This is a genomic window from Pseudomonas sp. YJ42, assembly GCF_047225135.1.
Taxonomy (GTDB): domain Bacteria; phylum Pseudomonadota; class Gammaproteobacteria; order Pseudomonadales; family Pseudomonadaceae; genus Stutzerimonas; species Stutzerimonas stutzeri_E.
The window spans coordinates 4,727,256-4,750,179 of sequence record NZ_CP178378.1 but is presented as its reverse complement, the minus strand read 5'-3'; the positions used below and the strand labels follow the sequence as shown (position 1 = coordinate 4,750,179).

Below are 22,924 nucleotides of genomic sequence, written 5' to 3'. Positions count from 1 at the left end.
TCGTTCAGGCGAGCATACGCACAAGCGCTTGTTCATCCATGACTTTTACCCCCAGTTCGGTCGCCTTGGCCAGCTTCGACCCTGCCCCTGGCCCTGCTACCACACAGGCAGTTTTGGCCGAAACGGAACCAGCGACCTTCGCTCCCAACGCTTCCAACCTGGCCTTGGCCTCGTCGCGGCTCATGCTTTCCAGGGTGCCGGTGAGCACCCAGGTTTGGCCCGCCAAAGGGAGTCCTTGCGCGGCCTTCCGTTCGCTTTGCCAATGCATCCCGAACTCACGTAGTTGGGCTTCGATAGTGCGGGCGCGCTCGGCGTTGGCCGGATCGTCAAAGTAGTCGCGTAGCGCACGGGCGGCCTTTTCATTGAGGCGTTCGACCTGGCGTAGATCGAGCCAGTCGGCCTCGATGATGCCGTCGAGACTGCCGAAGCGGTCGGCAAGACGCTGGGCACCGGTACTGGCGATGAACGGAATGTTGAGCCGATCGAGCAGGCCGGAAAGCGTTGCGCAGGCCGCAAACTCAGGATGCACCTCGCCCTCCTCCTGCAACTGCACCCCGCGCTCGCGCAGCTGCTGGATGACAAGCTGGTTATGCTCGTCCTCGAAGAAGCTGTGAATTTCGTGGGCGACTTCCAGACCGATATCCGGCAGATAGACCAGCACGTCCGGCATCGCTCGACTGATGCGATCGAGCGATCCAAGAGCACGCGCCAGCAGCTTGGCAGTGCCCTCGCCGACATCCGGAATTCCCAGGGCAAAGATGAAGCGTGCCAGGGACGGCGTACGACTCGCATCGATGGCTTTGAGCAGGTTGCGGCTCGACACCTCGGCGAAGCCTTCCAGCGCCAACACCTGCTCGAAGGTCAGGCAGTACAGATCGGCTGGCGAGCCGACCAGCCCGGTATCCACAAGTTGCTCGACGATCTTGTCGCCCAGGCCGTCAATGTCCATGGCCCTGCGGGAAACGAAATGAATAATCGCCTGCTTGAGCTGCGCCTGACAGGCCAGACGGCCGACACAACGGTAAATTGACCCTTCGCTGATTGATTCCCGGCCCTTGCTGCGTTTGATCAGCTGGGTGCGCTCCACGGCCGAGCCGCAGACCGGGCACTGTTCAGGTACCTGGACTTGGCGCGCGTGTTCGGGCCGACGCTCAGGAATCACCCCGAGGATCTGTGGAATGACGTCACCGGCACGACGCACAATGACCGTGTCGCCAATCATCACACCCAGGCGAGCGACCTCGTCCATGTTGTGTAGCGTGGCGTTGGAAACCGTCACGCCGGCGACCTGTACGGGCTTCAGCCGCGCGACGGGCGTGATGGCGCCGGTGCGACCAACCTGGAATTCCACATCGAGCAGCTCGGTGACTTCCTCACGGGCGGGGAACTTATGCGCGATGGCCCAGCGCGGTTCGCGAGCACGGAAGCCCAGCTCGCGCTGCTGAGCAGTCGAGTTGACCTTGAACACCACGCCGTCAATTTCATACGGCAACGCATCGCGCTTCTCGCCGATGGCGTGGTAGTAGTCGCGACATTCTTGCACCCCCTTGGCCAGCTTGAGCTCACGGCTAATCGGCAAGCCCCAAGCTTTCAAGGCCTGGAGAATGCCGATATGGGTGTCCGGCAGCTCGCCATCGCTGCGGCCCACGCCATAGGCGCACAGCTCCAGCGGCCGGTTGGCGGTAATCTTCGAGTCAAGCTGGCGCAGGCTGCCAGCGGCGGCGTTGCGTGGATTGGCGAAGGGCTTGCCACCCGCTTCCAGCTGGCGCGCGTTGAGCGCCTCGAAGCCGGCCTTGGGCATGTAGATTTCACCGCGCACTTCCAGCACGGCGGGCCAGCCGCTACCGTGTAGCTTCAACGGAATATTGCGAATGGTGCGCACATTGGCACTGATGTCTTCGCCCGTACTGCCGTCGCCTCGAGTGGCACCACGAACCAGTTTGCCGTCTTCATAGAGCAAGCTCACGGCCAGACCGTCGAGCTTTGGCTCGCAGCTGTATTCCAGCTCGACGCCGTCACCCAGAAGATCCGCCGGCAAATCCAGCCCCTCGCGCGCGCGTCGGTCGAAGTCGATCAGATCCTGCTCTTCGAAGGCATTGCCCAGGCTCAGCATTGGTATTTCATGACGGACCTGGCCGAAGGCCGCCAACGCGGCGCCACCGACCCGCTGGGTTGGCGAGTCCGGGGTGACCAACTCCGGATGCTCGCCCTCAAGCGCCCTGAGCTGTTTGAATAAGCGGTCGTATTCCGCGTCAGGGACGCTGGGCTCGTCGAGTACGTAGTAGCGGTAGTTGTGGGCGTCGATTTCGCTGCGCAGTTCGGCGATGCGCTCTGCGGCGGTTTGGGCGGAAGGCATATGACGGAGCCGTAGCTGTGGCAATGCTGATCAGACAGTATCAGCGCGCCTTGGTTGATATCAGACGCGGGATTCTAGCCGATCCTGTGGCGGCCGGCAGGTGTGGACTGGCTTTCAGGCGGCTTCGAGAGGGATCGGCAGGCCATAAAAAACCGCTCCAGGGAGCGGTTTTTTTGATCAACGTTTGGTGGTCATTTGCCGGCGTTCGTAATCGACGATGCGCTGGCGGTAGTGCTCGATGGTCTGTGCGGTCAGTACGCTGCGCTGGTCGTCTTTCAATTCGCCGTTCAGTTCCTGCGACAACTTGCGTGCAGCGGCGACCATCACATCGAAGGCTTGCTTGGGATGGCGCGGGCCAGGCAAACCGAGGAAGAAGCTCACGGCCGGCGTCGTGAAGTGGTCGATGTCGTCCAGATCGAAGGTCCCGGGCTTGACTGCGTTGGCCATGGAAAACAGAACCTCGCCATTACCCGCCATGCTTTCATGGCGATGGAAGATGTCCATTTCACCGAACCGCAGACCGCTCTCCAGAATATTCTGCAGCAACGCGGGCCCACGGAAACCGTGCGGATCTCGGGAAATCACGTTGATGACCAGTACTTCCTCAACCGGGGGCAGATCCTGATCAGATTCGCTTGCCCTTTCATCGTCACCCGCTACCGGATCCAGCAGGGTTGGAACCGGTTCATCATCGGAGAAATGCAGGTCGCCCTGCTGGGGATCGCTGTTGCGGCGCTTGCTCGTCTCGCGCGCGCTCATCGATGGAAGATCGGTTTCGTCCAAGGCTGGCTCGTTGTTGCGGCTCACGACTCGCGGCGGCCCCAGCAGCTCGTTGGACTCGTCATCGTCTGGCAGATTGCTCGCAATATTGCGGTCCAGCTTGAATTTCAACTTGCCCTTGCTACCGCGCATCCGTCGCCAGCCATCGAAAAGAATGCCGGCGATGACAATGATGCCGATGACGATCAGCCATTCGCGCAGACCGATATCCATTAATGCTTAAACCCCTGAAATCGATGATAAAGACGCAGATTCAAAGCCGCTGAACAGGCTCATCCGCGCATCGTAAAAATTGCGCTCTAAACTAGCACGACGAACGGTAGATTTGCACCGCCCGACGCGGCTCTTTTATTGATCTCCGTTTAACTCGACCTTGCTCGAAACAGGCGCGGCTCAAGCCTCCGCGAGCGCCACTGCCTGCTCCACGTCGACCGCTACCAGCCTCGAACAACCCGGCTCGTGCATGGTCACCCCCATTAGCTGGTCGGCCATTTCCATCGCGATCTTGTTATGCGTGATGTAGATGAACTGCACCTTCTCAGACATTTCCTTGACCAGACGCGCGTAGCGTCCAACGTTGGCGTCGTCCAGGGGAGCGTCCACCTCATCGAGCATGCAGAATGGCGCCGGATTGAGCTGAAAGATCGCAAACACCAGCGCCAGAGCGGTCAGAGCCTTCTCCCCACCCGATAGCAGGTGGATGGTGCTGTTCTTCTTGCCCGGCGGACGCGCCATGATCGCCACCCCGGTATCGAGTAAATCTTCTCCGGTAAGTTCCAGATAAGCGTTGCCACCGCCGAAAACCTTGGGAAAAAGCGCCTGCAGGCCACCATTGATCAGGTCGAACGTTTCCTTGAAACGGTTGCGAGTTTCCTTGTCGATCTTGCGGATGACGTTTTCCAGCGTATCAAGCGCCTCGGCGAGGTCGTCGTTCTGTGCATCGAGGTAGCGTTTGCGTTCCGACTGCTGCTGAAACTCATCGATCGCCGCAAGGTTAATCGGGCCCAGACGCTGAATGCGCCCGCCTAGGCGCTCCAGCTCAGCCTCCCACTCCGGCTCGCCAGCTCCGGCAGGTAGTGTGGCGAGCACACCGTGCAAATCGAAGCCGTCTTCATGCAACTGGTCCTGCAGCGCCTTGCGTCGGACGCTGAGCGCTTGCCACTCCATCCGCTGCTGTTCGAGCTGGCCGCGTAACAGCTGCGCCTGTTGCTCGGCTTGAGTCCGGCGTTTTTCGGCGTCGCGCAGATCACGATCGGCATCTTCGAGCGCCAGGCGAGCCAGCTTGAGCTCGTCCTCGACGCCCATGCGCCGCTCCAGCAGCTCTTCGAGCTTCATGCGCAACTCTTCGAGTGGCGCCTCACCCTCTTCCAGATTCAAATTGAGCTGCTCGCGCCGCTCCACGGCACGCTCGAACTGCTGCTCGAGGCGCTCCAGTGCCTGGCGAGTCGAATCGAACTGTGCTTTCAGCGAGCCGACTCGTACGGCCAACTGGTGTGCATGATCCTTGTGCTGACGTGCTTCCTGTCGAATGCGATCAAGCTGCTCACGGATGCCGTCGCGGCTCGCCAATAATGTCTCGCGCTGTTCGGTATCAAGCGCCATGGCGTCGAGCGCATCCTGCAGATGCAGTCGCGCCTCGCCCAGTTGTTCGGTTTCCAGCGCCCGCTGTTCGGACAGTTCGGCCAGCTCTTCCTCCAGACGACGACGGCGCAAGCTCAACTGCTCCAGCCTGGCCTGGCTGGCGGAAAGGCGCGCATTCAGCTCGCCTTGTTGACGAGACAAATCCTGGTGACGGCGACGTTGCTGCTCGCGCCGATCTTCTTCTTCTCGTTGCGCCTCGCGAAGCTGGCCGAGCTGCTCGCCTAACAGCTCCAGGCTGGCCTCGCGTTCGTCCCGTTCGGCCTGCAGCCGTTCCAGCTCCTGCCCGCGGGCGAGCAATCCGGACTCGGCCTCCCCGGCCCGCCGGACCCTCAGAAAGTGCCGGCCTACCCAATAGCCGTCGCGGCTGATCAGGCTCGCGTCAGCGGCCAGCGAACCACGCTGCGCGAGGGCCTGGTCGAGATCCTCGACTGGCCGTACCCGCCCCAGCCAGGGAGAAAGGTCGACGGCTGACGTCACCTTGTCCAGCAGGCTGCCGCTGACCGCCCCGCCCGCTGGAGAAGGACTGGCCAGACGTAGATCACCCAGTTCGAAGCCACTCATATCAAGCTCGTCGAACGAATCCAGCAACACCGCCTGCAGATCAGCGCCCAGTACGGTTTCGACCGCCAGCTCCCAGCCCGGCTCGACGCGCAGTCCTTCGGCGAGACGCGGCCGTTGATCGAGACCTCGTTCCTGTAGCCACTCCGAAACGCCCTTGCCCGGATCCATCGCAGCCTGCTGCAAGGCTTCCAGCGATGCGATGCGGCCGTTCAGTCGCTGAAGCTCACCTTGCGCTTGCTGCTCGGCCCGAACAGCCTGCTGCAATCGCTCGTGCAGTTGCTCGAGGCGCTGCTCAGCCTGTTCCTGTGCAGCCGACAGCTCTTCGAGATTCAACTCGCCGACCGCCAGCAATTCACCCATCTCAGCGACGGCTGCGTCTTCCGGGTCGACGGCGAGCGACGCACGCTCATCTTCCAGTCGGCGCTGGCGTTCGGCTAGACGCTCCAGGCTCTGTTCCAGCTGCTGTATACGTGACTGCTGCACCTCGGCTGCGCGATGTGGCTCGGCGCTCTGCTGGTTGAAGCGTTCCCATTGCTCCTGCCAGGTCTGCATGGCTGTTTCGGCTTCTTCGAGCTGCGCAGCCGTTTCCTCGGCCGCCGCGCCCGCGATGTCCTGCTCGGGCTCGAGCATTGCCAGCTCCTCGCCGAGGGTGGCGAGCAAGGTACGGTCGTGGCCCAGGTGCGACTCGGTCTCCAGGCGTGCCTGTTCCGCTTCGCGTAGGTCGTCCTGCAGCTGGCGCAAACGCTGCTGACCGTGCTGGATGCTCTGCTCGACCCGTGCGATATCCCCGCCGACCGAGTAGAAGCGTCCCTGGACAAGATTGAACCTCTCGGACAGCTCATGATGGCCGTCGCGCAGCCGCTCGATACTGGCATCCGCGTTGCGCTGCTCGGCGACCAACGCCTCGAAACCGACCTCCTGGTCGCCGATGACCTGCTCGCGCTGGCCGACTTGGTCATTCAGCGCTTGCCAGCGCAAGGCCGACAGTTGCGCCTTGAGCTGGCGCTCCTCGGCCTTGTATTCCTGATATTTCTCCGCCGACTGGGCCTGGCGGTGCAGGCGCTCGAGCTGGCGTTCGAGCTCTTCGCGCAGATCTGTCAGACGCGCAAGGTTCTCGTGGGTGCGGCGAATCCGGTTCTCGGTTTCTCGACGACGCTCCTTGTACTTGGAGATACCCGCCGCCTCTTCGATGAAATTGCGCAAATCCTCCGGCTTGGCCTCGATCAGTTTGGAAATCATGCCCTGCTCAATGATCGAATAGCTGCGCGGGCCCAGACCGGTGCCAAGGAAGATATCCGTGATATCGCGGCGGCGGCATTTCACGCCGTTAAGAAAATAGGTGTTTTGCGCGTCGCGCGTGACTCGCCGACGGATGGATATCTCGGCAAACGCCGCGTATTCGCCCGTCAGGGTGCCGTCGGAATTGTCGAAGATCAGTTCGATGCTGGCTTGGGTCACCGGTTTGCGCGTATTGGAGCCATTGAAGATGACGTCGGTCATCGACTCGCCGCGCAGATTCTTCGCCGAGCTCTCGCCCATCACCCAGCGCACCGCATCGATGATGTTGGACTTGCCGCAGCCATTCGGCCCGACGACCGCCGCCATGTTGCTCGGAAAACTCACCGTGGTGGGATCGACGAAGGATTTGAAGCCGGCAAGCTTGATGCTTTTCAGTCGCATGTGGGCCTATCCATGGCATCAGCGTGAGGATGAACAAGCAGAGTCGCCGCGAACATCGGGATTCCTGGCATCGAGTGGGTGCTGCACGAAACGCCGGAGTTTATCATGCTGCCTAACGGCCATCGCGGGGATGGATGCGCACTTTCGGTGACTGGGATGTGCATGCGGGTGGGCTGAAGCGGAGCGCTACCAGGTCATCCTACTGGGGCCGCCCAACCCACCAGTGGCGGCAATGTTTACGCGGCGACAACCAAAATCGTGCAGGAGCGAAACCGATCAAGTGTGAAGGATGCCAGCTCCGTTCCGGTGCGGGCTGGAATCTGGAATGAAGCGGGATGCCGCCCAGCCCACCCTACTCAACTATGGCAGTGGAGCATCGCATGTTCGCTTTAACCGCCCGTCATGCTCATGAAGCGCACCACCTGGACCTGCTCGTCGGTACGAAACTCGTGCTTCTCCGGCTTCAGTTGCAGTGCGTCGATCAGCGCCTGGCGCAGCCGCTCGCTGTCGCCCGGATAGCGCCGCATCAGGGTCTTGAGATCGAGCGCGCCCTCGTGCCCCAGGCAGAGCACCAGCTTACCTTCAGCGGTGACGCGCACACGGTTGCAACTGCCGCAGAAGTTATTGCTGTGCGGTGAGATGAAGCCGACCTGGGTATCGCTGCCGGCAACTTGCCAATAGCGCGATGGGCCGCCCGTGGTGTGGCTACTGCGTATCAGTTGGTGCCCCACCTCGATTCGTTCACGCACCTCCTCGCTGGAACAGAAGGTGATTTCCCGCTCGTGGCTGGAGATGTTGCCCAGGGGCATTTCTTCGATGAAGCTGATATCGAGCCCGCGGTCCACGGCGAAATTCACCAGGTCGAGCACTTCGTCGTCATTGCGGCCTTTCTGAATCACACTGTTGAGCTTGATTCGGCGGAACCCGGCGTTACGCGCCGCATCGATGCCCTCGATGACCTGGTCGAGCTTGTCACGGCGGGTAAGCTCGGCGAAACGTTCTCGCTTGAGGGAATCGAGACTGATGTTAAGACGCTTGACGCCCGCATCGCGCAGCACCGGTGCGAGAGTCGGCAATTGTGAGCCATTGGTGGTGATCGCCAGATCTTCCAGTTCCTCACGCGCGCCCAGACGACTCAACAAAGTCGGCAAGCCTTTGCGTACCAACGGTTCGCCACCGGTCACACGAATGCGCTTGACGCCTAGCCTGATGAAGGCGTCGGCCACGGCGTAGAGCTCTTCCAGCGAGAGGATCTGCGCACGCGGAGCGAAGACCATGTCCTCGCTCATGCAATAGGTGCAGCGAAAATCGCAGCGGTCGGTAACCGACAGCCTAAGGTAGGTGATGCGTCGGCCGAACGGATCGACCAACTGGGAATCTGGCATGTCGCTCTCCGAGGCCTGATACGCATGCCTAAGACTATGCCGGAACGTGGCGCGAGGCAAAGGTGCAGAGCTGAATGGTCACCACGAAGTGACGCCACTTAAACAGCCCACCCAACCAAGGCAGAACGACTCCGTCCGATATTTTTGCCATCCGGGCCGCAACGATGCTTTGCGGCTACGGTTCGAACACTGGGATAATTTTCGAATTCACCGATTTCCGGGAGCTTCCGCAAATGGACAACGACGCCCTCCGATCGATGGGCTGGCGCGAGCGCCTCTACGTCATCATCTTCTTCACCAATACATCGGCGGGCAGACGCTTCGATACCTGGCTTCTGTTCGTTATCCTGGCCAGTCTCTTGGTTGTCATGTTCGACAGCGTGGCTGTTTACAGCGATCGGTATGGTGTTCTGCTGGACGGACTGGAATGGTTGTTCACCGGAATCTTTCTAATCGAGTATCTGGTCCGCATTTACTGCCATCCGGAGCCACGCAGATACGTATTCAGTTTCTACGGCGCGATTGACCTCCTGTCGGTGGTGCCTGCCTTTATTGCGCTGTTTTATCCAGACGCCGAATATCTGCTGGTGGTGCGCGCTATTCGGATGCTGCGAGTGTTCCGGGTACTGAAGCTGACTCAGTATCTTAGCCAAGCCAACTTCCTACTGGTTGCCCTTCGTGGAAGCAAGCAGAAGATCATTGTTTTCCTGCTCAGCGTGACCACTATGGTGCTGATCTACGGCACGCTCATGTACGTCATCGAGGGCCCTGAAAACGGCTTCACCAGCATCCCCATGAGCATCTACTGGGCCGTGGTGACCATCACCACGGTGGGCTTCGGCGATATCGTCCCGCACACACCGTTGGGCAAGGCTCTCGCCACCCTGGTAATGATCACCGGCTATTCGATCATCGCGGTACCGACCGGCATTTTCACGGCCGAACTGGCTACCGCCATGCGGACCGACAGCCTGCAGCACCGCTGCCCGACGTGCGAAAAACTCAGCCATGAACCCAATGCGGCCTTCTGCAGCCGCTGCGGGAGCCAACTCTTCAAGCGGGCAGAACACGGCGCCGACAGCTGACACCGGCTCGTCCTTCGCTCAATTGCCCAGGAGGCCTCGCGCTCTTACCGCCACAACTGGGCAGCCATCATCAGCGCGCGCCATCCGAACCGCCTCGGCGGAGGGTTGTCACAACCTCTGACTTGCCGCGGGCCGGATGGAGACGCGAATGCCCCTGCTCAAACTGCTGCACTTCGCGAGCCTGCTGTGTTGGTGCGGCACGCTGCTGTACCTGCCTGCGCTCGTCGCCGCTGGCACCCGGCAAACCAGCGCCCTCTTCTATCGGGACCACGCGCATCTGACACGCATGGTCTTCACGCTCATCGGCACACCCGCCGCGCTTATCACGATCGGCTCAGGCACGGCGCTGTTTTTGCGTGATGGGATTCTGGCCGGCTGGTTGATCGTCAAGCTCAGCACTGTCGCTGGCATGGTGCTGTGTCATGCCCTATGCGGGGTCATGGTGCTGCACATCGAGCGGGAGCCGGAACAGAGCGTGAACCTCCGTTGCCTGTTTCTTGGCGCGGCCATAGCGGCCTTTATAACCGCGACACTCTGGCTGGTACTGGCCAAGCCGTTCTAGCCCAAACCGTTCGACAGAACCGAATGATGCTCATGACCGAACGACCCAAGCTGAATGTATCGCCCGGATCAGACCTTTTCCACGTCGACCCCGACGGCGTGCTCGTACACCAACCGTCCGCCGAGATAGGCAGCCAGGGCGATCAGCGCCGCGGTGACGGCCGACAGATACAAAGCCCAAAGCTCCATGCCGCCTCCCTTGTTCTGAAAACGCAACAGCCAGTTGAGCGAGGCCAGCGAGAGCATCATCACGGCCAGGATCGCATGGCACCAGGCGGTTATCTTCAGTCGAATCTCACGCACCGTGAGCAGATCGATCAGCCCGAAAATGCTCGCGACCCAGCCTCCCAGTGCACCCACGCCAGCCAGCCAGAGCCCGGCACGCCACCAAAAATCGTCCAACGTCCAGAGATGGGCGAGATCGACCGGCAGCAGGCCAGTCAAAGCCGCAACCGGGAAATGAATCAACATCGGGTGCAGAGGATGCCCGGCAATAGCGGCGCGGCTATGAATCGAATATTGGGATTTGGCCATCCGGCACTCCAACGTCAGAAAGGGGGACGGGCCACGCAACCGCTCGAACGTGCCGGCCGTCTCTTGAAATGGACCACGCTGGCGCTGGCAGTTCCTTCGTTGACCGGCTGCGGTGGCCCACTTTCCACCCTCGATCCGGCCAGCCCCATGGCCCGGCAGGTGGCCAACGTCTGGTGGGGCATGTTCGGCTTCGCCAGCCTGGTGCTGGTGGCGGTCACTGCGATCTGGATCTATGCGCTGGCCCGCGAGCCACGCCAGACCAGCGAGGAACAGGCGATACGACTCAACCGCCGTTGGGTCATTGGTGGCGGCATCGTCCTGCCTAGCCTGAGCATTATCGTACTGCTGATAGTTGGCATCCCGACTGGCCGCAGCATGCTGCCCCTCCCGGTGGAAGGCGAGCAACCGCTGAAGGTGCGAGTCACCGGCCATCAATGGTGGTGGGAGGTCCATTACCCCGACAGCGGCGTAACCACAGCGAACCAGCTGATCATTCCGGCTGGCCGGCTGATCGACGTTCAGGTCACCAGCGCCGACGTCATCCACTCATTCTGGATCCCCAGACTTGGCGGCAAGATGGATATGCTTCCGGGACGCACCAATGTGATTCGCATCGAGGCCGGGCACGCCGGGATCTTCCACGGCCAATGTTCGGAGTTCTGCGGTCTCCAGCACACACATATGAAACTCCATGTCGAGGCCCAGCAAGCGGCCGACTTCGAGACCTGGATCGCCGCCAGGAAAAACCTGACATTCGAGCAGCGCGCACCGGGTGCGGCCGGTCAGGTGTTCAACGATCGCTGCGGCCAGTGTCATCGTGTTGCAGGCATTACCGATGGCAATCGTGCGCCGGACCTAACCGACCTCGCCACCCGCCCCAGCCTGGGTGCCGGGGTAATCGAAAACAACCGCGAAGGTCTGCGTCGTTGGCTGCGTGAGCACAAGGAACTCAAATTCGGCAATGGCATGCCGGCGCACGACGACGTTCCGCCGGAAACCCTCGACCAGATCGCTGTTTGGCTGGAGACGCTCGCGCCATGAATGCTTCGTTCAGGGGCAGCGCCCCGTCTACCGATCCCGATCAGCTCCACGACCAGTTCAACGACGTCTGGGGCAACCCACGCGGCTGGCGCGCACTGACCATCGTCAATCACACCAGCATCGGCCTGCGCTTTCTGATCACCGGCGGTGTGTTCTTCCTGATCGGCGGGCTGATGGCGATGTTGATCCGCACCCAGTTGGCCATGCCCGGCTATGTGCTGATGGAGCCCGACGTCTACAACCAGGTCTTCACCATGCACGGCTCGGTGATGATGTTCCTGTTCGCCGTGCCGATGATGGAAGGCCTGGCGGTCTATCTCATCCCGAAAATGATCGGCGCGCGCGACCTGATCTTCCCGCGGCTCTCCTCGCTCGGCTACTTCTGCTACCTGTTCGGCGGCATCATTCTGCTGTCCAGCGTGTTTCTCGGGGTCGCGCCGAAAGCCGGCTGGTTCATGTACACACCGCTTTCCAGCTCTTCGCACATGCCGGGGGTGAATTCGGACTTCTGGTTGCTGGGCATCACCTTCGTCGAGATCTCCGCGGTCAGCGCCGGCGTCGAGCTGGTGGTCTCGATCCTGCGCACCCGCACCAATGGCATGGCGCTGCATAAGATGCCGCTTTATGCCTGGTACATCCTGGTCATGGCGCTGATGATCGTGTTCGGCTTCCCACCGCTGATCCTGGGCAGCATTCTGCTGGAGTTGGAGCGCGCCGCCGGCCTGCCCTTCTTCGACACCGCCAAGGGCGGCGATCCAGTGCTCTGGCAGCATCTGTTCTGGCTGTTCGGCCATCCCGAGGTGTACATCATCTTCCTACCCGGAGCGGGCATCGTCTCGACGCTGTTGCCGGTGTTCTGCCAACGGCCCTTGGTCGGTTATCGCTGGGTGGTGCTCGGCGTGCTGACCACCGGTTTTCTCAGCTTCGGGCTCTGGGTACACCATATGTTCACGGTGGGCATTCCGGCGCTGGCGCTGGGCTTCTTTTCCGCGGCGAGCATGCTGGTGGCAATCCCCACCGGGGTGCAGATCTTCGCCTGGGTCGCCACGCTCTGGCTGGGCAAGCCGGTCTATCACGTGCCTATGCTCTGGCTGGTCGGCTTTCTGATCGTCTTTGTCTGCGGTGGCCTGACCGGTGTCATGGTGGCCCTAGTGCCCTTCGATTGGCAGGTGCATGACACCCATTTCGTAGTGGCACACATGCATTACGTGCTGGTCGGCGGCATGTTCTTCCCACTGATGGCCGGCCTCTATTATTGGTTGCCGCACTTTTCAGGGCGCATGCCCTCGGTGCGCCTGGGCCGCTGGGGCTTCTGGCTGGTGTTCATCGGCTTCAACACCACCTTCCTGATCATGCACTGGACAGGCCTGCTGGGCATGCCGCGTCGGGTCTATACCTACGACACGGGCCTGGGCTGGGACATACCTAACCTGGTCTCGTCGATTGGCAGCTTCGTCATGGCGATCGGCATCGGCACCATCCTGCTCGACATCGTGTTGCATTTCCGCTTCGGTCAGCCGGCAAAAGAGAATCCCTGGAACGCCGACACGCTGGAATGGGCCACGGCCCTGCCACCGAGCCCGTACAACTTCGTCAGCCTACCGGATATCACCGACCGGCATCCTCTGTGGAAAGACCCGGGACTGCCGAAGAGCATTGCGCGTGGCGAACACGCGTTGACCACGATCGATCACGGTCGACGGGAAACCTGGGGTTCGGATCCGTTGACTGGCGAGGCGCGGGAAATCATTCATTTGCCGGGCAACAGCTGGTGGCCGTTCGTGGCCTCGGTATTTCTCGCCGTGCTATGCCTGAGCCTGTTGAACAAGTTCTACTGGGTCGCGCTCATTGCCACCCTCGTAACGCTGGTCGTGCTTTTGCGCTGGTCATGGGAAAACGGCGCGCACCCGGCGGCCGCTCCGGACGCACACACCCAGCCGGGCGAACCCCCGCTGCACTCGCGCACCTTCGACGGTCCGGGATTGTGGGGCATGGGCGTCACCTTGCTGGCCAACGCCACCCTGTATCTGTCGCTGCTGTTCGGCTGGTTCTACCTGTGGACCGTTTCGCCGGAATGGCAGGTTCCGCAGCGATCCGACCTCAACACCTGGCTGATGTTGGCCAGTGCCATTGTGCTGACGATCGGGACGCTATGGATGCGCCGTATACCGGCGCGGCTTCGTCGGGGCGACAACACCCGGTTGCAGAGCAATCTGGGCATGGTTGCCGCGATCGGCGTGGTCCAGTTCGGCATGCTGCTGTGGGTATTGCTGGGCGCCAATCTGCGAATCACCGAAACCGCCCACGATGCGGTGATCTTCGTGATCCTCGCCTACAGCCTGATCCATTGTGGGCTCGCGGCGATCTGCACGCTGCTACAGATGCTACGGGCACATTACGGTTATGTCGGTGAGAAGGCGCCCTACGAACCGGTGGTGGTCGAGCAACTCTGGTACTACAACCTGGGGGTGGTCTGGAGTGCTTATGCGGCGATCGCTCTGTTCCCGTCGGCCGTGGGAGGTGCCTGATGAAATACCGCCGCACCTCGATTTTCCATCCGATGCAGATCCCATTCGGGCTGACCATCTGGAGCTTCTGGTTCGCCACCATGTACGGCTCGCAGGCCGTGGTCTGCTCGATCGCGCCGCCGGACCCGGGTCAGGACATCTTCAATTGGCTGAACGCCAGTTTCGGCGTGTTCACGCTGATGGTGGTCGCGCTGCTGCTTTGGTTGGGCCGTCGGTCCTGGAAGCTGTCGCGCAAGCCGCATGAGCTCAATGAGCGGCAGGTATTCGTCACCAAGGTCGCATCGGGAATTCATTTCATCGCCGCGTTGGCGACGGTATTCGTCGGGCTTCAGCTGGCTTTCTTGCCGCCCTGCGTCTGACCGAACGACAACCCGGCGATGGTTTCAGACCGAGCAGCACGCTCAGTCGGTCTTCTTGCGGATCCAGTAGAGATAGGTGCCCTCTTCGATCTGTTGCTCCACCAGCTCGTGCCCGAGAAACACGCAGAACTTGGGGATATCACGCTGGGTGGACGGATCGGTTGCGATCACCTTGAGCAGTTCGCCGCCGCCGAGTCCGCGCACCTTGTTGTGCAGCATCATCACTGGCTCGGGACAGTTCAGGCCGCTGGCATCGAGCACCGCGTCGGCAGACAGTTCAGCAGATTGAGACATCACAGGCTCCTAAAACAGAACGGCATTGTCGCCCAGACAGATCATGCGGTCACCCGCTGCCGCGTCACAGGCGACGCAAATGGCAGGTCACTTCCTCGCGGTCATGGTAAAGCTGCTTGCAGCCAATGCTCGCTTTCACCCCTCGTTCGGCAAGCCCATCGGCGATGCGTTCCAGCAGACGCTTCACCTCCGCGTAACGCTGTTTCATTGGCAGCTTGAGGTTGACCACCGCCTCTCGACACAAACCTTCACCGATCCAGGTTTCCAGCAGGGCGGCATTCTTAGCCGGCTTCTCGACGATATCGCAGACCATCCAGTCCACCGGCCGCTTCGGACGGAAAGCGAACCCGTCGGCTCGGTAATGGCCGACCAGACCGGATTCGAGCAATTCCTCGTTCATCGGACCGTTATCCACCGCCATCACTTCCATGTCCCGGTTGACCAACTGCCAAGTCCAGCCGCCTGGCGAGGCACCCAGGTCCACTGCGGTCATCCCAGGCGCCAATCGCGTATCCCACTGGTCACGGGGAATGAAGTGGTGCCAGGCCTCTTCCAGTTTCAGTGTCGAGCGGCTCGGCGCCTGCCGAGGGAACTTCAGACGGGGAATGCCCATTGGCCACATGGCGCTGTTCTCTGCCTCGGCAATGCCAAGAAATACCTCGCGACCACTTTTGAAAGTCAGCAGCAGGCGCGGCCCCGGGCCATCGACCAGCCGCCCGGCTTTGGTCAGCGCCTTGCGTAACGGGGCCTCGAACTTACGGCAGAAGTTCGACAGTTCCTTGCCGTCGTTGGTATCCAGCACCTCGAGCCAGACGCTGCCGCATACTGGGTAGGTCTTGAGGTGTTCGAGCAATACGCCGATACGGTCGGTCTCTGGCAATGCCAGATGCTCGCCACGCGCCCATTGCCGAACGAAGATCAAGCGGGCGAAGCGCACGCCGCGCATCATGCGCTGCGCTTGTTCCGGCTCGCTGCAAATAAACTCGGCGCAGGCACTGTTCGGTTTCGCCTTGGCGTAGCCGGCCACGCTCAGTCGGGCGGCCTGGTCGCTGATCTCGGCGCAGACTTCGTTTTCGAAGCCTGAGCGGCAATGCAGCAGCAATGTATTCATGGTACGAACCCTGTTGTCGCGCGAAGGTGCAATAGCGTCGAAGCGCTCTGCGACCAAAGCCGCGCATGATAGCCGACTGGGGAACCCGGGGCTTACTGCCCCGGTCCAGTGAACAGTCACCTCGGAATAATTGCGGCCGCATACGGCATTGCCTGCTGTACATCACTCGATGCCTTGGCCCGGATTCCATTGCCAACTGGATCGGCGGCCCGTTCGTGGCGAAATGATTCGCCAAGGGCTAGCTTCAACAGACCGCTCCCTACTCAGCCAGCCCGACCGTGCGGGCACAAGGAGAGACGAATGCCATCCCTGGACAGCCTGAATTGCCGACGAAGCCTCGATGTAAACGGCAAAACCTATCACTACTTCAGCCTCCCCGAAGCGGCGAAGCAGCTTGGCGACATCAGCCGCCTACCGACCTCGCTCAAGGTGCTGCTGGAAAACCTGTTGCGCTGGGAAGATGACGTCACGGTACGCACCGACGATTTCACTTCATTGGCGGTGTGGTTGAAGACTCACACATCGGAACGCGAAATCCAGTATCGCCCCGCGCGGGTGCTGATGCAGGATTTCACCGGTGTTCCCGCAGTGGTCGACCTGACGGCCATGCGCGATGCGGTGTCACGTGCCGGTGCTGACCCTCAGCGCATCAACCCACTGTCACCCGTGGACCTGGTCATCGATCACTCGGTGATGGTCGACCGCTTCGGCAGCAACAGCTCGTTCGCGCAGAACGTCGAGATCGAAATGCAACGCAACGGAGAGCGCTACGAGTTTCTGCGCTGGGGCCAGCAGGCCTTCGACAACTTCCGCGTGGTACCGCCGGGTACCGGCATTTGCCATCAGGTCAATCTCGAATACCTGGGTCAGGTGGTCTGGACGAAAGAAGAGGATGGAGAAACCATCGCCTATCCGGACACCCTGGTCGGCACCGATTCGCACACCACCATGATCAACGGCCTCGGCGTACTGGGCTGGGGCGTGGGCGGTATCGAAGCGGAAGCGGCGATGCTCGGCCAACCGGTGTCGATGCTGATCCCCGAAGTCATCGGCATGCGCCTGACTGGCAAGCTCAACGAAGGCGTCACGGCTACCGACTTAGTGCTCACCGTCACGCAGATGCTGCGCAAGCACGGCGTGGTGGGGAAATTCGTCGAGTTCTTCGGCCCGGGCCTGGATCATCTTCCGCTCGCCGATCGCGCTACAATCGGCAACATGGCGCCCGAATACGGCGCCACCTGCGGCTTCTTCCCGGTGGACCAGATCACCATCGATTACTTGCGCCTGACAGGCCGAGATCCGGACCGCATCGCTCTGGTCGAGGCGTACAGCAAGGCGCAGGGCATGTGGCGCGACAGCAACTCACCGGACCCGGTGTTCACCGCTACGCTGGAGCTCGATCTCGGTCAGGTCCAGCCCTCCCTCGCGGGGCCAAAGCGTCCTCAGGATCGGGTCTCGCTGGGTGACATCGGTGCCAGCTTCGATCTTCTGTTGGAAACCAGCGGCAAGATTCAGCATGCAGACACGGCGGTGCCTGTCGTCGGCGAAAGCTTCGATCTCAAACACGGCGCGGTGGTGATTGCCGCGATTACCTCCTGCACCAACACCTCCAACCCGAACGTCTTGATGGCCGCCGGCCTGGTGGCCAAGAAGGCACTCGAGCGCGGCCTGAAACGCGCGCCCTGGGTTAAATCCTCGCTCGCGCCAGGCTCCAAGGTGGTCACTGATTATCTGGAGCGCGCCGGCCTGACGACCTATCTGGACCAACTCGGCTTCAACCTGGTCGGTTATGGCTGCACCACCTGCATCGGTAATTCCGGTCCGCTACCCGACGCGATCGGCCAGGCGATCACCGAGAACGACCTGATCGTCTCCTCGGTACTGTCTGGCAACCGCAACTTCGAAGGGCGCGTGCATCCGATGGTCAAGGCTAACTGGCTGGCTTCGCCACCCTTGGTCGTGGCGTTCGCGCTGGCCGGCACCACGCGAATCAATATGGACAAGGACCCGCTGGGTTACGACGAACAGAATCGTCCGGTCTATCTCAAGGACATCTGGCCCACCAGCGCCGAAGTGAACGAAGCCGTCAGCAAGATCGATGGCCAGATGTTCCGTACACGTTACGCGGACGTGTTCAGTGGCGATGAGCATTGGCAATCTATTGCCGTGACCGCAGGCGATACTTACAAATGGAACAATAATTCGAGCTACGTGCAGAACCCGCCGTTCTTCGAAGACATCGGCCAGCCGCCGGCACCGCCGAAAGATGTTGAAAATGCGCGCATCCTGGCGCTGTTTGGCGACTCCATCACCACCGACCACATCTCGCCAGCCGGCAACATCAAGGCCAGCTCACCAGCCGGACTGTATCTGCAGCAACTGGGGGTGAAACCGGAAGACTTCAATTCCTACGGCTCGCGTCGGGGCAATCATGAAGTGATGATGCGAGGCACATTCGCCAACATCCGCATCAAGAACGAGATGCTGGGCGGCGAAGAAGGCGGCAATACGCTTCATCAACCCAGCGGCGAGCGGATGTCGATCTACGATGCGGCGATGCGCTATCAAGCTGAAGGCGTGCCGCTGGTGGTGGTTGCCGGGAAGGAATACGGCACCGGCTCCAGTCGGGATTGGGCCGCCAAGGGCACCAACCTGCTCGGCGTCAAGGCGGTGATTGCGGAAAGCTTTGAGCGCATCCACCGATCCAACCTGATCGGTATGGGCGTGCTGGCGCTACAGTTCGTCGGCGATCAGACCCGGCAGTCGTTGGGCCTGACTGGCAATGAGCAGCTCTCTATTCGTGGCCTGGGCGCCGATATCAAACCCCGCCAGCTGCTGACCGTGGATATACAGCGCGCAGACGGTTCGCGGGATAACTTCCAGGTGCTCTGCCGCATCGACACGCTCAACGAGGTGCAGTACTTCAAGGCAGGCGGAATCCTGCACTATGTGTTGAGACAGCTGATCGCAGCCTGAAACCCGTCACCTGTAACACCAAAACGCCCGCTCGCAGCCCAGCTGCCGCGGGCGTTTCGCTCTGAGCGGGCCATCTGTCGAACCGCGCTCAATTTATCCAGTGGCCGGCCGTTAAAAAAGTTGGTCAGCCGACCACGTTACAAGAAAGACACGCACCAGCCCTCCCCGAACTGCCAGGCGTACCCAATGCGAAACAACCAGCCCATCACCCAGCGCGAATATGCGTTCCCCGACCAGCAACGGCTGATTTCCACAACCGATTTGAAAGGCAAAATCAGCTATTGCAATGACATCTTTGCCGAAGTCAGCGGCTTCGAGCGCAGCGAGCTTATCGGCTCTCCACACAATCTGATCCGTCATCCCGATGTGCCATCCGCCGTGTTCGCGCACATGTGGGCCACGCTCAAGGACGGCAGATCCTGGATGGGCATCGTCAAGAATCGACGCAAGAACGGCGACCACTACTGGGTCAATGCCTACGTAACGCCGGTGCTGGACATGCAGCGCACCGTCATCGGCTATGAGTCGGTCCGCACCAAGCCCACACGCGAACAGGTGCAGCGCGCCGAAGCACTCTATGCGCGCCTCAACGCCGGCAAGAGCGGTGTACCGCAGCGCGACAAGTGGATGCCGGTTGCGATCAACTGGCTACCCTTCATCGTCATCAGCCAGATCGGGTTCATGATCGGTACATGGTTCGATCATGCTTGGGGCTTTGCGCTGGCCGCGCTGCTTTCCGTGCCACTGGGCCTCGCTGGGCGTCACTGGCAGATGCGCGGGGTGAACCGTCTGGTGCGCCTGGCCGAGCAATCCACCAGCGATCCTCTGATCGCACAGATGTACACCGACAGCCATGGCGTTGAAGCCCGCCTGGAAATGGCGATGCTCAGCGAACATGCGCGCCTGAAAACTTGCCTGACTCGCCTGCAGGACAGCGCTGTACAACTACAGCAGCAGGCCAAACAGGCCGATGAGTTGGCACACAGCTGCTCGGATGGTCTGGCTCGTCAACATCACGAAACCGAACAGGTCGCCACGGCCATTAACCAGATGGCCGCGACGACCCAGGAAGTCGCGGGCAACGTGGCCCTGGCGGCAGAGGCCACCGAGCAAGCCAACCGGCTTGCTGCCCAAGGGCAGGAAATCAGTGGCCAAACCCGCAAGGCTATCGAGCTGCTGGCTCATGCCGTGAAGGAAACCGGCGATGCGGTGGCGGAGCTGGCACAGAACAGCGATGAGATCGGTACCGTGGTCGACGTGATCAAAAGCATCGCCGACCAGACCAACCTGCTCGCGCTAAACGCGGCCATCGAAGCGGCCCGTGCCGGGGAAAGCGGCCGTGGTTTCGCAGTGGTCGCCGACGAGGTCCGCCAGTTAGCCCAGCGCACCTCTGCCGCCACGGGTCAGATCCATCAATTGATCGAAAAGCTTCAGCTACAGGCGCGCCAGGCCGTCGAGACGACGGAGCAAGGCCGTGCACAGGCGAACCGTGGCGTAGAACGGATGATCGATTCGGACAAGGCGCTCTCGGGCATCACTACGGCAGTAGAACGCATCATCGACATGACGTCGCAAATTGCTTCGGCAACCGAGCAGCAGAGTTCGGTTGCCGAGGAGATCAGCCACAACGTCAGCAACATTGCTCGCCTCGCCGATCAGACATCGGGAGATGCACAGAGCTCGGCGCTACTTTCCGAGGGCTTGGCCGCCACGGCGCAATCGCAGTACTCGCTGGTGGAGCGTTTCAACCGCTGAATGCGAGCCTGGCCCTGCCGCCACACGACACGCCCGCTCGCAGGACTGCGACGGGCGTTCTACTTTCCACTGATGCCATCAGCGGCGGAGCAAGAACGCCGCGACGACGTCCGCGGCACTGTCCAGGTGCTGTTCCTGGGTCAGCCCTGACTTCTTGAGCGGCTTGAGATCATGATCGGCTGCCGTCAGCCAATGGAAACGAATCGCGGGTGACAGCGAATAGCCGGAGACGGTATTCCGATCACCCAGCGCGTCGCGTTCACCCTGGATGATCAGGGTGGGCGTGCGCAGTTCGGCTAGATGCGCCACACGGGGCTTTTCCCGCTTGCCCGCAGCGTAGAAGGGATACCCCAGACACACGAGTGCCTCGACCTTCAGTTCGTCGGCCAGCAGGCTCGCCATCCGTCCCCCCATCGACTTGCCACCGATCGCTAGGCGCCCTGCGGTTTGCTGTCGCACCGATTGGTATACCCCCCGCCACTGCTGCAACAGCTGCGCTTGCGGATTGGGTGGGCGCTTGCGCCCGGTCGCCCGCCGTTCGGCCATGTAGGCGAACTCGAAGCGGAACACCGCAATGCCCCGGGCTACAAGCCGCTCGGTGATTTGCTGCATGAAGGGACTGTCCATCGGCGCGCCCGCGCCATGCGCCAGGATCAGGCTGCTGCGAGCTCCCCCCTGCGGCTGATCGACCCGGACGAACGGAATTTCACCGCCCTGTGAGTATTGATCGGCGTCAATACCGGCCATTTGCCCTTTGCCCATCCTTGCCCTCGCTTTCGATCGAAAGAAATGTCCCGCTCAGCGCAACAAAAACATGCTCACTACCGTGGATGGAAGCCCATACATGAACACAGCAACCAGTACCGCCTACAACTATAAGGTGGTCCGCCAATTCGCCATCATGACGGTGGTGTGGGGAATCGTCGGGATGGGGCTCGGCGTTCTCATCGCATCGCAATTGGCCTGGCCGTTTCTCAACTTCGACTTGCCCTGGACCAGCTTCGGTCGCTTGCGACCCTTGCACACCAATGCGGTGATTTTCGCTTTTGGTGGCTGCGCATTGTTCGCGACCTCCTACTACTCCGTCCAGCGCACCTGCCAGACCACGCTATTCGCACCCAAGCTGGCGGCCTTCACCTTCTGGGGCTGGCAATTGGTCATTCTGCTGGCCGCAATCAGCCTGCCGCTGGGATACACCAGTTCCAAGGAGTACGCCGAGCTGGAATGGCCTATCGATGTCCTGATCACTATCGTCTGGGTGTCCTACGCGGTGGTGTTCTTCGGCACCCTGGCCACCCGTAAGGTCAAGCACATCTATGTAGGTAACTGGTTCTTTGGCGGCTTCATCCTGACCGTCGCGCTGCTCCACGTGGTCAACAACCTGGAAGTGCCGGTCACCGCGATGAAGTCGTACTCGCTGTACTCCGGTGCCACCGACGCCATGGTGCAGTGGTGGTACGGCCATAATGCGGTGGGCTTTTTCCTGACTGCCGGCTTCCTCGGCATCATGTATTACTTCGTACCCAAACAGGCCGAACGTCCGGTGTATTCATATCGCCTGTCAATCGTCCACTTCTGGGCGCTGATCACCGTCTATATCTGGGCCGGCCCGCACCACCTGCATTACACCGCCCTGCCGGACTGGGCGCAGAGCCTGGGCATGGTGATGTCGCTGATTCTGCTGGCACCGAGCTGGGGCGGCATGATCAACGGCATGATGACTCTCTCGGGCGCCTGGCATAAGTTGCGCAGCGACCCGATCCTGCGCTTCCTGGTGGTCTCTCTGGCGTTCTACGGCATGTCGACCTTCGAAGGTCCGATGATGGCCATCAAGACCGTCAACGCGCTGTCCCACTACACCGACTGGACCATCGGCCACGTACACGCCGGCGCCCTCGGCTGGGTTGCCATGGTATCCATCGGCGCGCTGTATCACCTGATCCCGAAAGTCTTCGGCCGGCCGCAAATGCATAGCATCGGCCTGATCAACGCACATTTCTGGCTGGCCACCATCGGCACCGTGCTTTACATCGCCTCGATGTGGGTCAACGGCATCGCCCAAGGCCTGATGTGGCGCGCGATCAACGAAGACGGCACCCTGACCTACTCCTTCGTCGAAGCACTGGAAGCCAGTCACCCCGGTTTCGTGGTGCGCATGATCGGCGGTGCGATCTTCTTCGCCGGCATGCTGCTGATGGCCTACAACACCTGGCGCACGGTAAGTGCCTCCAAGCCAGCCGAATACGCCGCCGCCGCGCAGATCGCCTGAGGAATCGA

General features: G+C 61.2%; 15 protein-coding genes and 2 pseudogenes. 9 read left to right on the top strand and 8 right to left on the bottom strand.

The genetic code is table 11. The annotated features are described in order from the left end of the window. Window positions 1–4: 4 nt before the first annotated feature. The 4 genes from ligA to moaA form a co-directional block, all read right to left on the bottom strand. On the bottom strand, window positions 5–2,356 hold the full coding sequence (ligA, locus tag ACL0K2_RS22060) for an NAD-dependent DNA ligase LigA (RefSeq protein WP_045161494.1): 2,352 nt from the start codon (window positions 2,354–2,356) through the stop codon (window positions 5–7). A 177-nt stretch (window positions 2,357–2,533) separates the two neighbouring features. Then, window positions 2,534–3,349, bottom strand: coding sequence for a cell division protein ZipA (gene zipA / locus ACL0K2_RS22055; RefSeq protein ID WP_045161493.1), 816 nt, complete (start codon window positions 3,347–3,349; stop codon window positions 2,534–2,536). Window positions 3,350–3,529: 180 nt separating this feature from the next. Next, window positions 3,530–7,018 (bottom strand): chromosome segregation protein SMC, encoded by a 3,489-nt coding sequence (smc, locus tag ACL0K2_RS22050; RefSeq protein ID WP_045161492.1) that lies wholly within the window; start codon window positions 7,016–7,018, stop codon window positions 3,530–3,532. A gap of 389 nt (window positions 7,019–7,407) precedes the next feature. Continuing rightward, window positions 7,408–8,403 carry a GTP 3',8-cyclase MoaA gene (gene moaA / locus ACL0K2_RS22045; RefSeq protein WP_045161491.1) on the bottom strand — a complete coding sequence of 332 codons (996 nt, stop codon included), beginning with the start codon at window positions 8,401–8,403 and terminating at the stop codon, window positions 7,408–7,410. A 233-nt stretch (window positions 8,404–8,636) separates the two neighbouring features. Here moaA and ACL0K2_RS22040 point away from each other — a divergent pair, with 233 nt between their 5' ends. Both ACL0K2_RS22040 and ACL0K2_RS22035 read left to right on the top strand, forming a co-directional pair. Further along, window positions 8,637–9,488: an ion transporter gene (locus tag ACL0K2_RS22040; protein WP_045161490.1), complete on the top strand. Its 852-nt coding sequence runs from the start codon at window positions 8,637–8,639 to the stop codon at window positions 9,486–9,488. 148 nt (window positions 9,489–9,636) lie between these two features. After that, a complete protein-coding gene (locus tag ACL0K2_RS22035) occupies window positions 9,637–10,050 on the top strand; it encodes a CopD family protein (RefSeq protein ID WP_045161489.1) in 414 nt (137 codons plus the stop codon). Between the two features lie 68 nt (window positions 10,051–10,118). Here the strand turns inward: ACL0K2_RS22035 and ACL0K2_RS22030 are convergent, their stop codons facing one another. Further along, window positions 10,119–10,583 carry a DUF2231 domain-containing protein gene (locus ACL0K2_RS22030; protein ID WP_045161488.1) on the bottom strand — a complete coding sequence of 155 codons (465 nt, stop codon included), beginning with the start codon at window positions 10,581–10,583 and terminating at the stop codon, window positions 10,119–10,121. Window positions 10,584–10,730: 147 nt separating this feature from the next. On the opposite strand from ACL0K2_RS22030, the gene coxB reads away from it, so the two are divergent. Genes coxB through ACL0K2_RS22015 form a run of 3 tightly spaced genes read left to right on the top strand, consistent with a single transcriptional unit; the run spans window position 10,731 to window position 14,511 of the window. Then, a complete protein-coding gene (gene coxB, locus ACL0K2_RS22025) occupies window positions 10,731–11,624 on the top strand; it encodes a cytochrome c oxidase subunit II (protein WP_413044505.1) in 894 nt (297 codons plus the stop codon). Continuing rightward, complete coding sequence (ctaD, locus tag ACL0K2_RS22020) at window positions 11,621–14,152, top strand: cytochrome c oxidase subunit I (RefSeq protein WP_413043414.1); 2,532 nt, start codon at window positions 11,621–11,623, stop codon at window positions 14,150–14,152. The genes coxB and ctaD overlap by 4 nt, the downstream gene beginning before the upstream one ends. Next, a complete protein-coding gene (locus ACL0K2_RS22015; RefSeq protein WP_045161486.1) occupies window positions 14,152–14,511 on the top strand; it encodes a hypothetical protein in 360 nt (119 codons plus the stop codon). The genes ctaD and ACL0K2_RS22015 overlap by 1 nt, the downstream gene beginning before the upstream one ends. 42 nt (window positions 14,512–14,553) lie before the next feature. Here the strand turns inward: ACL0K2_RS22015 and tusA are convergent, their stop codons facing one another. Both tusA and rlmM read right to left on the bottom strand, forming a co-directional pair. Further along, window positions 14,554–14,805 carry a sulfurtransferase TusA gene (gene tusA / locus ACL0K2_RS22010; RefSeq protein ID WP_045161485.1) on the bottom strand — a complete coding sequence of 84 codons (252 nt, stop codon included), beginning with the start codon at window positions 14,803–14,805 and terminating at the stop codon, window positions 14,554–14,556. A gap of 64 nt (window positions 14,806–14,869) precedes the next feature. Then, the gene (gene rlmM / locus ACL0K2_RS22005; protein ID WP_413043413.1) at window positions 14,870–15,916 is read right to left on the bottom strand and encodes a 23S rRNA (cytidine(2498)-2'-O)-methyltransferase RlmM; all 1,047 of its coding nucleotides are present in this window, start codon (window positions 15,914–15,916) and stop codon (window positions 14,870–14,872) included. 300 nt (window positions 15,917–16,216) lie between these two features. On the opposite strand from rlmM, the gene acnA reads away from it, so the two are divergent. The 3 genes and pseudogenes from acnA to ACL0K2_RS21990 form a co-directional block, all read left to right on the top strand. Then, on the top strand, window positions 16,217–18,892 hold the full coding sequence (acnA, locus tag ACL0K2_RS22000; protein ID WP_045161484.1) for an aconitate hydratase AcnA: 2,676 nt from the start codon (window positions 16,217–16,219) through the stop codon (window positions 18,890–18,892). A 186-nt stretch (window positions 18,893–19,078) separates the two neighbouring features. Then, window positions 19,079–19,408, top strand: a pseudogene (locus ACL0K2_RS21995) (PAS domain-containing protein); the annotation flags it as partial. A gap of 702 nt (window positions 19,409–20,110) precedes the next feature. Beyond that, a pseudogene (locus tag ACL0K2_RS21990) lies at window positions 20,111–20,647 on the top strand (methyl-accepting chemotaxis protein); the annotation flags it as partial. 78 nt (window positions 20,648–20,725) lie between these two features. On the opposite strand, the gene ACL0K2_RS21985 reads toward ACL0K2_RS21990, so the two are convergent. Beyond that, window positions 20,726–21,409: an alpha/beta family hydrolase gene (locus ACL0K2_RS21985; protein ID WP_045161482.1), complete on the bottom strand. Its 684-nt coding sequence runs from the start codon at window positions 21,407–21,409 to the stop codon at window positions 20,726–20,728. Window positions 21,410–21,491: 82 nt separating this feature from the next. On the opposite strand from ACL0K2_RS21985, the gene ccoN reads away from it, so the two are divergent. After that, entirely contained in the window at window positions 21,492–22,916 is a 1,425-nt protein-coding gene (gene ccoN / locus ACL0K2_RS21980) for a cytochrome-c oxidase, cbb3-type subunit I (protein ID WP_413043412.1), read from the top strand. Window positions 22,917–22,924: the final 8 nt, after the last annotated feature.